Raw genomic sequence first — 16,188 nt, 5'->3', positions numbered from 1 at the left:
CTCCTTGATGCACATAAAATATAAAACTATTTAACTCGTACTTGTGAAAGCAGTGTTTCTACTTCTTCAAGGGTTGCGAGGTTTTCAGAGTAAGCGGAGGCAGAGCCACTGGAGATACCCCAATAGAGCGCCTCTTGTAAGTCACCCGTCTTTTCATAGCCCGTAATAAAGCCGGCTACCATGGAGTCGCCAGCACCCACGGAATTCACGAGAGTTCCTTTAGGGGCAGGACTGGTATATACAGTGCCGTCAGCGGACACCAAAATAGCACCATCACCAGCCATGGAGATGAGCACGTGTTGTGCGCCTTTCTCTTGCAATGTTTTTGCTGCTTCTACAAGCTGATCTTTTGTAGATAAAGTGCGCCCAAAGATTTCACTAAGCTCGTGATTATTTGGCTTAATTAAAAATGGTTTATAAGGCAAGACTTTTGTGAGTAGATCCTTTGTAGCATCGACTACGATGCGAATATTTTTATGTTGTAAGCGCTCCATAATGAGTTCGTACATATCGCTTGGTAGGCTAGAAGGAATGCTGCCAGCAAGGATTAAGGTGTCCTTTTCGGTCAACGCATCAAGCTGTTTGTATAGAGCTTCTAATTCGTCGGTAGCAATGATTGGGCCGCGGCCATTAATCTCTGTTTCCTCATCAGAGGCTTTTACCTTAACATTGATGCGGGTTAATCCTTCGCGAAGCCGGATGAAATCTTCTTTCACGCCGAATTTCTTGAGTTGTGTTACGATTTCTTCGCCTGTAAACCCTGCGATGAAGCCGAGTGCTGTCGTATCCATGCCAAGATTGTTGAGCACGATAGATACGTTGATACCTTTGCCACCACCGAGAACGTATTCTTGGATGGTGCGATTAATAGTACCCGTCTTGAGGTGATCAAGGCGCACGATATAATCGAGAGCTGGATTAAAGGTAATGGTATAAATCATACAATTTCCCCTTTTGAGATAATACTAATTAGCGTATGATTGGTTGATCTTGCTTCCGTAATCGTAACCAATAGATGAGTGGTACTAGATATAGGAAGAAGGCAAATGGTACATAACCTGTTGAACTTGTACCCATCATGACAATGGGCACGTAGGCAGCGATATTCCATGGTTGTAATGGAGCGATGAGAATGCCACTATTTTCAAAGTCTAGCATTACATCTTCGTCTTGAATACCTCGCTGTGCGTAGGTAATACGCATAATAGAGTGCGTCATAACTACCGCAATAGCTTGGCTGCATCCAACCGCACCTGTTAAGAAAGCAAGACCTACATTGGCAGCAAATACATCGCTCCGTGTTTTAGCTCGCTCTAACAGTTGTCGTATATCGTTCCAGAAGCCAACCCCTTCGAGCATGCCTGAAATGGCAGTAGCCATAAAAATTGAAAGGGTAGGGATAAACATCGTTTGTAGACCGCCGCCATGAATGATATTAGCTAGTGGATTATAGTGCGGTAGTTCAAAGCCTGTTAAGGTATACCATCCCAACTCTGAGAGGCTCGCATCCTGATTGGTATAGGCTAGAATGGCCGCCGCTAATGCACTGAGTCCGATAGGCCAACGGATAGATACTTTCAAAGGCAATAGACCAATGACGATGATGACTGGAATCCATAATGTCCAATCGATATTGAAAATAAAGTGAATTGTATCGGATAGTAAACTATTTTCGTAATTGAGTGGGTACCACTGAGATAGTAATAGATACAACACTGTAGAGATGATGAGTGCTGGAATACCATCTTTAAACATAATGGGAATATTCGTCGATACCTTTGTATGGGTCAAGGCCGCTACAAGAGATGCACTAGAGGATAGTGGACCGTTTCGATCACCAAAGTAAGCACCTGCAATAATGGCACCAACTACGATATTTTCTGGAATACTTCCAGCTCTTGCCATGGTGATGAGTACGATGCCTATCGTTCCTACAGTGCCCAGTGCAGTACCTAACAGCATACTCACTATGGCTGTTATTAAAAAGGCACAGACGATAAAGATGGATGGATCAATTAAATCGATACCTGTGGCGATAATCATAGGAATAACGCCTGCTGCTTGCCACATGGCGATGAGCCAACCGATGAGAAGGAAGATTTGCATCACTATGATGGATGTTTTCGCACCTGTCCAAGATAGGTTTAATAATTCTTTTAGGGCATATCCTTTGCGGTAGAACACGTAGGCCATGATGCTCCATACGACAATCAAGGCATAACCAATAGCGATGCTATTGGCTACGGCTATGAGGATGACGAGAATGGATGCAAGTAGTCCCAAAAGGGGCTCTATATTCCGTGGTATGAGTGTGCGACCCTGTTGGTACCTTAGGAACGCATTTAATATAAGTTGTAACCACTTCATTTTAATCGATAGGAAGTTCTGTTTCGAAGACTTCCTCAGCCGGGCCTGTCATGAGCACCGTGCCATCCTCCAAGTATGAAATATGCAATGTTCCTAAATAGAGTTCCACATCTACTTCGCGGCCTGTTAAGCCCTTTTCAAAGGACATAGCGGCAGAGGCACAAGATCCTGTTCCACAAGCTAAAGTAGCGCCAGCGCCGCGTTCCCATGTGCGCACCTTGATGTGTTTGTCGTTTACCACTTCAATGTAGTTTACATTGGTGTTGGCAGGGAAGGCATCGTGCTTTTCAAGGATAGGGCCTTGTGTTGTAACAGGGGCTTTTGTAATGTCGTCGATGAATACCTCCGTATGAGGCACACCGAGCAATACAGAACTCACTGTTACGGTTTCACCGTTTACATTGAGGTCTACGTCGATAACCTTATCCATGTTTACATTCATAGGAATGTCTTGGGCCTTAAAAAATGGTTTGCCCATGTCTACAGTAACTTGTGTGACTATACCGTTTTCGATAGTCAATGTAGGCTTCATTACGCCAGCTAAGGTTTCAATGGTGAAAGTCTCCTTCGTTGTTTCACCGTGTTCATAAGCGTATTTGGCAAAGCAACGGATGGCATTACCGCACATTTCTGCTTCACTACCATCGGAGTTGATGATGCGCATGCGCACATCACAGGTTTCGGAAGGAACTAGGATAGCAAGACCATCAGCACCAATACCCGTGCGACGATCGCAAAGGCGGATGGCGAGGTCTGTGTAGTCTTTAGACGTCCCTTGTGGGTCGGCAAAGAGGATGAAGTCATTGCCGAGACCATGCATTTTCGTTAATTTCATAAAGTCTCCTATCAATAAGTAAGACTTTCACCATGAAGCCCGTGAAAGTCTCATATGTTTATTATTATATATTCTATATTATAATATTATATCATAAATAGGTCCTAAGCATGGCATGGAATCGTATAAATTTATAGCAAAATAAAGGGAAAATAAGGAAAGCTTACAACGTTTATTGAGAGTTATAGTAAAACAAAAAATGCCCCATATGGGACGGTTATTTAAGGGAGTATAGGTATTTGGATTACTTTATTGTTTAACAGAGAAATGATAAAATAAAGAGTAATGTAGTTAATCGTAATAGAAAGAGGAACACATATGCGAATTCAAGGGATTTCTGGATCTCGTGGCGTTGCAGTAGGCAATGTATATAGATATATTCAAGAGGAAATTGTCATTCCTGATTACAATGTAACGGAAGACAAGGTAGAAGAAGAAATTGGCAAGTTTGCAACTGCTATGGCATCTACCTTAAAACAATTGGATACTATTCGTAAAAAAGCGTTGGATGAAATGGGGCCAGAAGAGGCGGCTATTTTTGAAGCGCATATGCAAATTGCTCAAGACCCATCCTTATCTGACGGAATTAAATCCCTTGTTGAGTCTAGCCATATGAATGTGGTAGCGGCTACGGCTCAAACAATTGAAACCTTTGCAAATATCTTTCTCGGCATGGAAGACGCCTATATGCGTGAACGAGGCGCAGATATTAAGGATATCGGTGATCGTTTGATGCGTAATATGTTAGGCATGAACCCTCGCGGTTTATCACATATTTCTGGCGAGGTTATCTTGGTGGCTCATGATTTGGCACCATCTGATACGGCATCCCTTGATAAAGCGGTAGTAAAAGGTATCGTTACGGCAGCAGGTGGCCCTACATCTCATGCGGCTATTATGGCTCGCACCTTAGAGATTCCTGCAGTTATGGGCGTTGGTGATATTGAAAGCTTTGCAGATGGCGATAAGGCAGTCGTTCTTGGTACGGATGGTATCGTGGAAATCAATCCATCTGATGCGGATTGGACGGAGTATACAAATCAAGCGTTGGCGTTCCAAGAGGAATTAAAACGGTTGCGCGAATCCGCTAATCTTGAAGCTACTACCATTGATGGTCATCATGTAGAACTATTCGGCAACATTGGTAAGGCGAAGGATGCTAAACATGCGCTCACTATGGGCGCACAAGGTATTGGTTTGTATCGTACAGAATTCCTTTACATGGAAAATGACGAATTGCCTGCAGAAGAAATACAATTCGAAGAGTATAAAAAGGTAGCCCAAGATATGAAGGGGCAGCCTGTTATTATCCGTACCATGGACATCGGTGGAGACAAGGAATTGAAATGCCTTGATTTACCAAGTGAAATGAATCCATTCCTAGGATATCGCGCTATTCGTATATCCTTAAATCGTCCAGACATCTTTAAGGTACAATTGCGTGCCTTATTACGAGCTAGTGCGTTTGGTGATATTCACATCATGTATCCTATGATTGCTTCCGTTGAGGAAGTGAAGCAAGCGAATGCTATGCTTAGTGAATGTAAGGAGGAACTGGAGGCTGAGGGTAAGGATTTCAACAAGGATATCAAGGTTGGCATCATGATCGAAGTACCAGCGGCAGCTGTTATATCTCCAATTCTTGCTAAATATGTAGACTTCTTTAGTATCGGTACGAATGATCTTTGCCAATACACATTGGCAGTAGACCGTATGAACGAAGCAATTGGTAGCTTGTATCAACCATTGCATCCAGGTGTGTTACGTCTTATTAAGCACGTCATTGATGCTAGTCATGAACAAGGTAAATTTACAGGCATGTGTGGTGAGCTTGCTAGCGACCCTGTGGCGACCATGATTCTGTTGGGCCTTGGCCTCGACGAATTCTCCATGACGGCTTCTTCGATTCCTCTTATTAAAAATATTTTGCGTTCTGTTTCCAAAACAGAATGTGAAGAGGTAGCAAATAAAGCACTTACTATGGACACAGCAGAAGAAATTACAGAATACGCTAAATCTGTATTAGCTGAAAAAGGTTTATTATAATTTTACTTTTGTTAAATAGGATTATTACATAGTAAATAGGATGTAATATACTTGAATTGAAATGCTTGATATTGATACAATATATCTATTAGAACGTATGGATAGGCACCGCCTATCGAGATAGAAAGAGGTTATCATGAAAGAATTAACAGTAGAAATTACTAACGAATCCGGTTTACATGCTCGTCCTGCTACAGCTTTCACACAATTGGCTGCTAAGTTCGCTTCCAAAGTGACTATCGCTGCTAATGGCAAAACAGCAGATGCTAAATCCATTTTAACTGTATTGACCTTGGGTGCTACAAAAGGCACATCCGTTACCTTGACGGCTGACGGTGCTGACGAAGACGAGGCACTCGCTGCATTGAGCGAATTCTTAACAACTAACCACGATTAATATGAGGGTAATAAAAAGGACCCTACATTTTGAACTGCACCTCCAAAAATTATGTCCAATTTTTTGGGTGCAATTCATTTGTAGAGTCCTTTTTTATTTACCCATATTTGCAAAGCGTTCTACAGCTTTTGTAAAGTCGCTAATGGTTTTTTCCACGTCACCATGTTCGATACCATCTCGTACGCAGTGGTTGATATGTCCTTCAAGAATTACTTGTCCTACTTTATGTAGTGCAGATTTAGCTGCATTAATTTGGCTCAACACATCTTCGCAGGGAATGTCTTCTTCAATCATTCGATCAATAGCTTGCACTTGACCTAAGATTTTACGCAATCGACGATGCAGATTTTCTGAATCCATACACTGTTTCATTTTACTCCTCCATAGGCATGTTTTTATCATCTCATACATTATACTCTATTTAAAGTTTTTAATACAACTTAATAAGTATAACTAATATGCATTAATCGGTATATATAGATATAGGGTATCATGCCATTATTAAGATATATTAAATATATTTGTAGTATGAGTGGACGTAAAAACTAGTGTTTTACATATCTTCTTATTGATTGATGTGATACAATACATTTAATATACTTTATATTTGTATATGTATATAAGGTATTGTATAGATAGCTAGATTATAAACCTATAGTTACATGTGTTTATATTACAGACCTTTAAGAAATAGGTGAAAGAAATGAAAGTATTTCGCTACCTTCGAAATCTAGTCGTGTTCGTAGTGGTCATGATTTTGGCTATGTTTATATATGACGGATACCATAGCTTTCAAGGGACAAATCGTGAGAGTAAAGCTCATACAATTGTTGAAAAACAAATAGAACAAAGTGAAGACACGCTCAGTCGTACGGATCGAATTATACGACTGTTTACATTTAGAGATAAAGTACAGATAGCTCTTAATCAACGTGTTTCAAAAGAGCATTGGGTGAAAGGGGATGTTATTCCTGAGTACACAAAAAATGCACTAATCGCTATTGAAGATAAGCGGTATTATAAACATGGAGCTATTGATGTACTCGGTATTATTCGCGCCTTGTACACAAACACTATAGCAGGTGAAACGCTAGAAGGCGGTAGTACTATTACACAACAACTTGTAAAAAATCTGTTCCTTTCCTCGAAGCGTATCATGAGTCGTAAGGTGGAAGAGGCGATTCTTGCTAGTGAAATGGAACATTACTACTCTAAGGAAGAAATTCTCACTATGTATTTGAATACCGTATATTATGGTCATAACTATTACGGTATCTACGAAGCTGCTCACGGCTACTTTGGAACAAGCCCAAGCCGATTAACATTGGGGCAAAGTGCTTTGCTAGCAGCATTACCCAATGCACCGTCCTATTTAGATCCTTATACGAACTATGAAGGTGCAAAGGCTCGACAAAAGCTGGTGCTCGAACAAATGGTAGACCAAGGCATGATTACACAAGCCGAAGCAGACTATGCGTACGAACAAGACTTGGAGCTTGTGGAAGAATAAGTTAATATATTTAATAAGCTATATCTGGTGTTTGATTGCTAGATATAGCTTTTTTGTTAGTTCGGAAACGAAATATATTATTAAAGTGAATAAAAATAATGCTTGCATTTATAATTATACAGGTGTATACTATTTTTTGTCAGAAGGAGAAAATGCTTGTTGGTAATAGAAGATACCACGGTGCTTTCACAATTATCTGATATTGTATTGATTATATGAGTCTAAATAGATAGTGGTTTATGAGGTGTTATCATGGGTAAAGCAAATAAAGTAGTACTCGCATATTCTGGTGGCTTAGATACTTCTGTTATCATTCCTTGGCTGAAAGAAAATTATGGCGCTGAAGTTATTGCAGTGTGTGTAGACTTGGGCCAACCTGAGGATTATGATGCAGTTGAGAAAAAAGCGATCAAATCTGGCGCATCTAAAGCGTACATCGTTGACGCTAAGGAAGAGTTTGTAAAAGATTATGTATGGCCTACTGTAAAAGCTGGTGCAATTTATGAAGGTAAATATTTATTAGGTACATCCTTCGCGAGACCTTTAATTGGTAAAATTCTTGTAGATATTGCAAAAAAAGAAGGCGCTGATGCAATCGCTCATGGTGCGACTGGTAAAGGTAATGACCAAGTTCGTTTTGAGTTGACTATCAAAGCATTAGCTCCTAACATGAAAATCATCGCTCCTTGGAGAGAATGGGATTTGAAATCTAGAACAGACTGTATGGAATATGCTGCTAAACACGATATTCCAGTTGTAGCTACAAAATCTCATCCATATTCTATGGACCAAAACGTATGGCATTTGTCCCATGAAGGCGGCGATCTTGAAAATCCAGCAAATGCACCTAAAGATGATGTGTACTTGGTAACACATACACCTGAACAAGCTCCAGATGAAGCTGGTTATGTAACTGTATCCTTCAAAGAAGGTGTACCTGTAGCTGTAGATGGTCAAGAAGGTACTCCATTACAAATATTAGAAAAACTCAACGAAATCGGTGCACACTATGGTGTAGGCGTTGTAGATATCGTCGAAAATAGATTGGTAGGCATGAAATCCCGTGGCGTTTATGAAAACCCAGGTGGCTCTATCATCATGTATGCTCATAGAGAACTTGAATACCTATGCCTCGACAGAGCTACATACCACTACAAAGAACTCATTGCTAACAAATACGCTGAACTCGTATATGATGGCATGTGGTTCGCACCATTGATGAACGCGTTACAAGCGTTTGTTGACGAAACTCAAAAAACTGTAACAGGTGAAGTAAAACTTAAATTGTACAAAGGAAATATCATTTCTGCAGGTAGTACTTCTCCATATTCTTTGTACAGCGAAGATTTCGTAACATTCGAAGAAGATGATGTATACGATCAATCTGATGCAGAAGGTTTCATCAACTTGTTCGGTTTACCTCTCAAAATTAATGCATTGATGAAAGAGAAAGCAGGTAAATAATGGCTAAATTGTGGGGCGGGCGTTTCACAAAAGGCACTGATAAAGCGGTAGAGGATTTTACATCCTCTATCGCTTTTGATGCGCGGATGTACGCCGAAGATATTGCAGGCAGCAAGGCTCATGCGACTATGCTGGCAAAACAAAATATTATCTCCGACGCAGATCGAGATGCTATTTTAGCAGGTTTAACAAAGATTAAAGGTCAGATTGATAAAGGAGAGTTTCCGTTCTCCGTGGCTCTTGAAGATATTCATATGAATATTGAGAAACACCTTACTGATGATATTGGTGAAGCAGGTGGGCGTTTGCATACCGGCCGCAGCCGTAATGATCAGTGTGCAGTAGATTTGCATATGTATGTGCGTAAAGCTGTTGTGGAAATGGGCGAGCTCATCGTAGATATGCAGAAAGCTCTCATTGAAACAGCTGAAAAATATAGTGACGTTATCATGCCTGGCTATACGCACTTACAACGGGCTCAACCTGTATTGTTCGGGCATCATATGATGGCTTATTTCTCCATGTTAGAACGCGATTTTGATCGTCTCTTGTTGGTATTTAAACATGCGGACATCATGCCACTTGGAGCCGGTGCATTAGCTGGTTCTACATATGGCATTGATCAAACATATACGCAAAAGCTCTTGGGCTTTTCCCGTATTTATGAAAATAGTATGGATGCCGTATCTGACCGCGATTACGTAGTTGAATTCTTGTCCTTTGCATCTCTAGTGATGATGCACTTGAGTCGTCTTAGTGAAGAATTAATCTTGTGGTCCACCAATGAGTTTAATTTTATTGAACTCGATGATGCTCATTGTACAGGTTCTAGTATCATGCCTCAAAAGAAAAATCCTGATGTTTGCGAACTGGTTCGTGGTAAAACAGGCCGTACCTATGGTCACTTGTTAGGACTTCTAACAACGTTGAAAGGATTACCACTTACATACAACAAGGATATGCAAGAGGATAAAGAAGGTATCTTCGATGCTATTGATACGGTACACTTTGCATTGTCCATCAATGCGGCGATGGTTCGCGGTATGAAGGTCAATGGGGCTCATATGAAAGCAGTCCTTGATGACGACTTCTCTAATGCTACGGATATGGCAGATTACCTTGCGAAAAAAGGTGTTCCATTCCGCGAAGCCCATGAAATCGTAGGTAATGCGGTGCATCACTGTATCGAAAAAGGTTGCGTACTCCTTGATCTATCCGTAGAAGACTTCAAAGCAATCTCTCATCACTTTGATGCGGATATTCTTGATGCCATCTCCATCGAAGCTTGTGTAGCGGGTCGTAACAACTATTCTGGTACGGCTCCGGAGTGTGTGGAACGACAACGTAATAATGGCAAAGCTATTATCGCTACAGAAGAAAAACAAATTGCTGAGTGGAAACATATTATTGAATCCGTACAGGCATAAAAGTAGTGTAAGAACATATCAACAATAAAAGTAAAGAATAATTATCAATAAAAATTTAAAAGTCTGAGATCGATATACATATAAGGATTTCATTAAGGGCCTAATATTGCCCATTATACTTATATGTATATCGATTTTTTATTTAACAGCTAGACGATACCTATAAATCCCAAAATTCTAATTGATAATCCACTATTAAAATGAGGTATTTGTATGTACATGTATAGTGGATTGTGAGAGAATAATAGTCTTGTACTAGGACACTATAACCGTGATAGATAGGAAAAATTACATCTATACACAGAATAAAATAGGGTAAAAATATACTTTGTCACAATTAAAATGAATTCTGTTCAATTTTGATGATAAATCACCTATGATTTATTCAATTCGTGTAATATGCCTTGTCCGCCAATAAAGTACTTTTATTTTGGTTTCATAGGTGTTATTATTTAACTCGTAATAAGAATAAAAACGGTAAATTCACATTCAAGCCCATCACAGCACGAACTGAATTTACTTAGCGGTATATATATTTTAAGTGAATTATGGACGAGAAAAAATTCACCTTAGTGAAAGGGGATTGATACATGAAAACCACCGCTAAAAAAATGTCTGTATTCCAGCTAACCACAATGGTAGCAGCCAATATGCTAGGAGCTGGGATCATTATGTTACCAACTAATTTGGCTCAAGTTGGTACTATTTCAGTTTTATCTTGGCTCGTGACAGCTGTGGGTGCGCTTTTACTAGCGTATATTTTTGCTCAAGCGGGTATGTTCTCCCAAAAACAAGGGGGCATGGGCGGTTATGCAGAACATCGCTTCGGTAAAACTGGACATTTTATGGCGAGCTATGCTTACAGCATATCTCTCATCATTGCTAATATCGCCATTGCGGTATCTGCCGTAGGTTATGGCGCAGCTTTCTTTGGTGTTGACCTCAATGCGACACAAACAAGTCAGGTAACAATTGTGCTCTTGTGGTTTGCAGCGATTCTAAACTTCAGAGGTAATCGTTTCACAGGTCGACTCAGCAATATGACTATTTGGGGCTCTATTGTTCCGGTTTTATTAATCGGTACAATCGGCTGGTATTGGTTTGATCCATCTATTTATTGGGCGGCATGGAATCCAAATGATCTTCCGCTTTATGATGCGGTAAAACAATCTATTTCCCTAACTTTATGGGGCTTCCTAGGATTTGAGTCCGCAGCGGCTAATGCTGATGCTGTTGAGAATCCAAAGAAAAACGTACCTATCGCAACTGTGGCGGGTACATTAGCAGTGGCAGTGGTTTATATCTTGTCCACAAACGTTATGGCAGGTATTGTGCCTAACGTTGATTTATTAAATTCTAACGCACCATTCGGTTTGACATTCGTATACATGTTCAATGATACAATTGCAAACATCGTTATGGCTGCTATGGTTATTTCTTGCTTTGGCGCTTTGCTTTGCTGGCAATTCACATTGTCTCGCGTCTTCAAAAGTGCAGCAGAACATGGTTACTTCCCTAAAATATTCGCTCGTGTAAATAGCAAAGATGCTCCTGTTCGTGGTGTATTGATTTTACTCGCTGTTGAAACATTACTTACTTTATTCACTGCAAGCGAATCCTTGCGTGAGCAGTTTGAAATCCTAGTAAACTTAGCGGTTGTAACTAACGTAGTACCGTATGTATTGTGCATCTTGGCAGTACCTACAATGATGCGTATGGCTGGCGTAGCTGAAAGTCGTATTAAACGCTCTAATTACTTGTTCGGTATAGGCGTTCTTTACTGCCTATATGCAATCTACGCATGTGGCTTTGATGCTATGGTAGGTAGCGCAGTGGCAGTAAGCATAGGCTTGGTGATCTATGTTTTGCGTAAAGCGTGGGATACACGCAGAGCACACCGCTTACAACAAAGTATTGATTAACTGAATACATCTCGTCTTATTAGAGGCTATTACTTGGTAATAGCCTCTTTTTTATCATAATCATGCATTAGACTTATAATTAATGCGAGCTAGATATGAAAAAATATAAAGAGTATTATTATTAATCAAATTTTTGCTGTGTATAAAAAGATTTTATAATAAAGTTTTTACATTGCTTTATTATTATTAAAATTAATATATATACCGTCATATACAGTAAATATAATAAAAAATTATTTATATAAGTTAATTTATATAATTTTATGCAGGATTGTGAATTTAATCATTAATCAATATTTTTTATCAGTATAAAAATTATATTGAAAATATGCGAAATACATATACCCATAAGGGGTATATGTATTGTAAATAGAGTGTTAATATAGTATATTTATAATCGATAAAAATGAATGAACTAGTGAGTGTCGGTATTTACCGAGCGTAAAAGAGGAAAATGGGTGAAAAACCCATACTATGCAAATAGCTGTAATGAGGAGCAAGGTTTCATTATAGGGTCACTGGGAAACTGGGAAGGCCGAAATGTTGCGATGAATCAGAGTCAGAAAGCCTGCTCTAAAGGCATGGTATGCATATGCTGTGCTTAATTTGGGTTAGTCGGGCGACTAACCTTTTTTCGTTCCCTAGCCTTTAAGCTTCATCGCTATATAAAAAGCTAGTACCATTAGTTTGTCATTTGAATTGTTGTTAGTGTTTAGAGAGTTTAGGAGGCGCCTATGGGCAAACGCTTTGTCAAACAATTGGGGCAATTTATTGTTACCTTGTTTGGCATCACATTTTTGACATTTTGTCTCACCTATTTAGCACCAGGTGACCCAGTAACGATGTTACTTGAAACGGCAGATACTATCGTATCTCAGGAGCTTATCGATGAAACTCGAGCTCAGCTTGGGTTAGATAAACCATTTGTAGTACAGTATGCAAACTGGGTCGTCAATGCCGCACAAGGTGATTTAGGGATGAGTTATTCTGCTAAAAAACCAGTAGTAGATCGTATGTTGGAGGCTTTACCAGGTACATTAATGTTAGCGGGTACGGCTTTAGTATTTACGCTGCTCTATGCATTGCCTGCAGGTATTATAAGCGCCTTAAATCGTAACAAATGGGTTGATTATGTGTTGAGATTTCTATCCTTCGTAGGCGTATCTATGCCTACGTTCTGGTTAGGTCTTGTACTGATTTACATCTTCGGTCTTAAATTGGGCCTTGTACCGATTGCATCCTCTCGAGTGACTGCGTCTGGTGTTATTTTGCCCGCTATTACTTTGGCAGTTGTTGTTGGGTCTAAATACATGCGTCAAGTGCGGCTCGTTATCCTTGAGGAAATGCAAAAGGATTATGTTATTGGCGCTCGTGCTCGCGGTGTTAGTGAGATAAAAATTTTATTCGGTCATATTTTACCTAATGCGGTGTTACCACTCATCACTATTCTTGGTGTTGTTATTGGTTGGTTACTAGGTGGTGTGGCAGTCGTAGAAATGGTATTCTCTTGGCCGGGACTTGGGAATATGGCAATTTATGCTATTACTATGCGCGATTATCCATTGATTGAAGGTTTTGTGTTGTGGGTTGCTTTAGCATATATGTGTATTAACGCATTGGTTGATGCATCATATATCTTATTAGACCCTAGATTGAAAAGGGAGAGAGCATAATGGCAGAATTTATTCAAAAACATAAATTGTTCTCTTTCTATAGTGGGTTGATGATTATCATTGTTCTCATCGCTATCTTTGCACCCTGGCTTGCACCGGGCGATGCTTTCACCTCAAATATAAGTCAGGCATTGCAAGCACCAAGCAGCCAACATTGGTTTGGTACCGATAAATTAGGACGTGATGTATTATCCCGTATCATTTACGGTACTCAATTATCCTTGTTCATGGGCGTATCCATCGTCGTTATCATGGTGAGCATTGGTACTATCATCGGTGCTATAGCAGGCTATTTTGGCGGCAAAGTCGAAATGGTTCTCATGCGCTTAGCTGATATTATGTTATCCTTCCCAGGTGTTGTTTTAGCCATCGCTATTGCTGGTATTTTGGGTGGTAGCATTGTGAATACAATTTTGGCTTTATCTGTAGTTGGTTGGGCAAAATATGCTCGTCTAGTACGTTCTATGACGTTAAAAGTACGTGGTGAAGAATATGTAACGGCTGCGGTTATGATGGGGGCATCTACAGCAACTATCTTAAGACGACATATTATTCCTAATATTATGCCTCTTGTTGTTACTACAGGTGCACTTGATATTGGGGCTATCATGATTGAGGTAGCAGGGCTTTCTTTCCTTGGTTTCGGTGCACAGCCACCAACACCTGAATGGGGCCTTATGCTTAATGAAGGCCGCCAGTACTTGCAAACGAGTCCATGGCTTATGGCATTCCCTGGTATGTCGATTTTAATTGTAGTATCTATTTTTAATCTTTGGTCTGACTCCTTACGAGATGTAGTGGATCCTAAAAATCAAGGATAAAATTGTTTTTATCTTCATAAATTTGAATTTTCATCTAGTGAAAGTTTCATTATGAATGGTAGGAAATTATGTTTTTTCCATCACAACTATTTTAGATAGTGATGATGTTAAATGTTTTTATGTTTTGCATGTAGTTGTAAAAGGAGATTTTAAATGAAAAAATCTTGGAAAAAGGCTCTTTTAGCAGGTCTTAGCATTGTAATGATGGGTTCCTTCATCGCAGGGTGTGGGTCTGATAATAATGGTGCTGCTAACAAAGATGTATTAAAAGTAGGCGTTACTAACTTCGCATCCACATTAGAACCTACAGAAAACTTCTTCGCATGGGTTGTAATGCGTTATGGCGTAGGTGAAACATTGGCTAAATTTGACGAGCAAATGAAACCTCAACCATGGATTGCGTCTAAATGGGAGGTATCTCCAGACCATAAAACATGGACTTTCACAATCAATGATAAGGTGAAATTCTCCAATGGTAAAAAAGTTGATGCAGCAGCTGTAAAGGCGTCTATTGAACGTGCTTTTGCAAAGTCTAATCGTGCGAAAACATTCTTCGAATATGACTCTATGGAAGCTAATGGTCAACAATTAGTTATTCATACAACAAAAGAATATCCTAATATGCCTGGCCTTTTAGCGGATCCGTTGTTCCTAATCGTTGACGTTCAAGCTGAAAAAGATGGCCGTAACTTTGCGAAGGAAGGTCCTATCGGTACAGGCCCATATGTAGTTAAATCCTTCACTAAAGAACGTGCTGAAATGGCTGCGAACGAAAACTACTGGGATGGTACAGTACCATTTAAAACTGTAGAAATTCCTTCCATCGATGACCCTAATACGCGTGCTTTGAGCTTACAATCTGGCGACGTAGATATGGCTGTTAACATCGGTCCTGGTGAAATTGGTTTATTCCAAGGCAATGATAAATTCAAAGTAGATGAAATCGCATCTCTTCGTGTCGTATTGGCCCGTATTAATCAAAAAGGTATTCTTGGGGATGACAAAGTTCGTGCTGCAGTTATCTCTGCAACAGACCGTAAAAACTATGCTGATGTATTGTTAAAAGGTACATTCATTCCTGGTTCCGCTCCAATTCCACCATCCATGGACTATGGTTTCAAAGACTTGAAAGATCCAAATGCATATAATCCTGAACGCGCTAAACAATTGTTAGCAGAAGATGGCTGGAAAGATACAGATGGCGATGGCATCCTTGATAAAGATGGCAAACCATTAACATTCAACTTCGTAGTATATAACTCTCGTGCAGAATTACCACTTTATGCAGAGGCTGTTCAAGCAGACCTTAAAAAGGTTGGCATCGATATGAAAATCAAAACAGTTGACTATAACTTGATCGATAAAATGGGTCAAGAAGGCGACTATGATATGCTTATCTCCAATATCGTAACAGCTAATACAGGCGATCCAATCTGGTTCTTGGCTAACTACTGGCACACTAATAACAATGGTTCCAACCCTCAAAATGGTTCTGGTTACTCCAATCCACAAGTTGACCAATTGTTAGATGCAGCTGAAACTGAATTCGACCCAGCAAAACGTCGTGATTATGCAATCCAAATTCAACAATTGTTGATAAATGATGGCGCTGCATTATTCTTAGGTTACCCTAAAACTAATATCGTTACAGGTTCTTACTTGAAAGGTGCTGTAATGTACCCAAGTGATTACTACTGGATTACTAACAAAATTACAAAATAGTGAG

General features: G+C 39.8%; 13 protein-coding genes and 1 riboswitch. Of the genes, 9 read left to right on the top strand and 4 right to left on the bottom strand.

Annotated elements, in window-relative coordinates; all coding sequences use genetic code 11:
• Positions 1-26: 26 nt before the first annotated feature.
• The 3 genes from pfkB to dapF are packed head-to-tail and all read right to left on the bottom strand — an operon-like array spanning position 27 to position 3,202.
• Complete coding sequence (gene pfkB / locus ACLRYO_RS04480) at positions 27-941, bottom strand: 1-phosphofructokinase (RefSeq protein WP_004695028.1); 915 nt, start codon at positions 939-941, stop codon at positions 27-29.
• Positions 942-969: 28 nt separating this feature from the next.
• On the bottom strand, positions 970-2,367 hold the full coding sequence (locus tag ACLRYO_RS04475) for a Na+/H+ antiporter NhaC family protein (RefSeq protein ID WP_050774475.1): 1,398 nt from the start codon (positions 2,365-2,367) through the stop codon (positions 970-972).
• 1 nt (position 2,368) lies between these two features.
• Complete coding sequence (gene dapF / locus ACLRYO_RS04470) at positions 2,369-3,202, bottom strand: diaminopimelate epimerase (protein WP_004695030.1); 834 nt, start codon at positions 3,200-3,202, stop codon at positions 2,369-2,371.
• A 318-nt stretch (positions 3,203-3,520) separates the two neighbouring features.
• On the opposite strand from dapF, the gene ptsP reads away from it, so the two are divergent.
• Both ptsP and ACLRYO_RS04460 read left to right on the top strand, forming a co-directional pair.
• Entirely contained in the window at positions 3,521-5,248 is a 1,728-nt protein-coding gene (gene ptsP / locus ACLRYO_RS04465; protein ID WP_008602401.1) for a phosphoenolpyruvate--protein phosphotransferase, read from the top strand.
• A 136-nt stretch (positions 5,249-5,384) separates the two neighbouring features.
• Positions 5,385-5,645, top strand: coding sequence for an HPr family phosphocarrier protein (locus ACLRYO_RS04460; protein WP_004695032.1), 261 nt, complete (start codon positions 5,385-5,387; stop codon positions 5,643-5,645).
• 93 nt (positions 5,646-5,738) lie between these two features.
• Here ACLRYO_RS04460 and ACLRYO_RS04455 read toward each other — a convergent pair whose 3' ends face one another.
• Positions 5,739-6,017: a metal-sensing transcriptional repressor gene (locus ACLRYO_RS04455; RefSeq protein WP_004697521.1), complete on the bottom strand. Its 279-nt coding sequence runs from the start codon at positions 6,015-6,017 to the stop codon at positions 5,739-5,741.
• A gap of 331 nt (positions 6,018-6,348) precedes the next feature.
• On the opposite strand from ACLRYO_RS04455, the gene ACLRYO_RS04450 reads away from it, so the two are divergent.
• The 7 genes from ACLRYO_RS04450 (at position 6,349) to ACLRYO_RS04420 (ending at position 16,184) form a co-directional block, all read left to right on the top strand.
• On the top strand, positions 6,349-7,155 hold the full coding sequence (locus tag ACLRYO_RS04450; protein ID WP_038125688.1) for a transglycosylase domain-containing protein: 807 nt from the start codon (positions 6,349-6,351) through the stop codon (positions 7,153-7,155).
• A gap of 252 nt (positions 7,156-7,407) precedes the next feature.
• Positions 7,408-8,619: an argininosuccinate synthase gene (locus ACLRYO_RS04445; RefSeq protein WP_004697508.1), complete on the top strand. Its 1,212-nt coding sequence runs from the start codon at positions 7,408-7,410 to the stop codon at positions 8,617-8,619.
• Positions 8,619-10,046, top strand: a complete 1,428-nt coding sequence (gene argH / locus ACLRYO_RS04440; protein ID WP_278457212.1) for an argininosuccinate lyase — start codon at positions 8,619-8,621, stop codon at positions 10,044-10,046. Before ACLRYO_RS04445 ends, argH begins: the two co-directional genes overlap by 1 nt.
• Positions 10,047-10,636: 590 nt before the next feature.
• Positions 10,637-11,968, top strand: a complete 1,332-nt coding sequence (gene potE / locus ACLRYO_RS04435; protein ID WP_004697529.1) for a putrescine-ornithine antiporter — start codon at positions 10,637-10,639, stop codon at positions 11,966-11,968.
• 403 nt (positions 11,969-12,371) lie between these two features.
• Positions 12,372-12,559: riboswitch (cobalamin riboswitch) on the top strand.
• 143 nt (positions 12,560-12,702) lie between these two features.
• Positions 12,703-13,641: a nickel ABC transporter permease gene (gene nikB, locus ACLRYO_RS04430; RefSeq protein WP_004697516.1), complete on the top strand. Its 939-nt coding sequence runs from the start codon at positions 12,703-12,705 to the stop codon at positions 13,639-13,641.
• Positions 13,641-14,462, top strand: a complete 822-nt coding sequence (gene nikC, locus ACLRYO_RS04425; RefSeq protein WP_278457210.1) for a nickel transporter permease — start codon at positions 13,641-13,643, stop codon at positions 14,460-14,462. The genes nikB and nikC overlap by 1 nt, the downstream gene beginning before the upstream one ends.
• A gap of 153 nt (positions 14,463-14,615) precedes the next feature.
• Positions 14,616-16,184 (top strand): ABC transporter substrate-binding protein, encoded by a 1,569-nt coding sequence (locus ACLRYO_RS04420; protein WP_316584171.1) that lies wholly within the window; start codon positions 14,616-14,618, stop codon positions 16,182-16,184.
• Positions 16,185-16,188: the final 4 nt, after the last annotated feature.

The sequence above is a fragment of the Veillonella parvula genome (assembly GCF_047241225.1).
Classification (GTDB): Bacteria; Bacillota; Negativicutes; order Veillonellales; family Veillonellaceae; genus Veillonella; species Veillonella parvula_O.
Note: the sequence above shows the minus strand (reverse complement) of the source record. Positions and strands in the feature narration are given on the sequence as shown.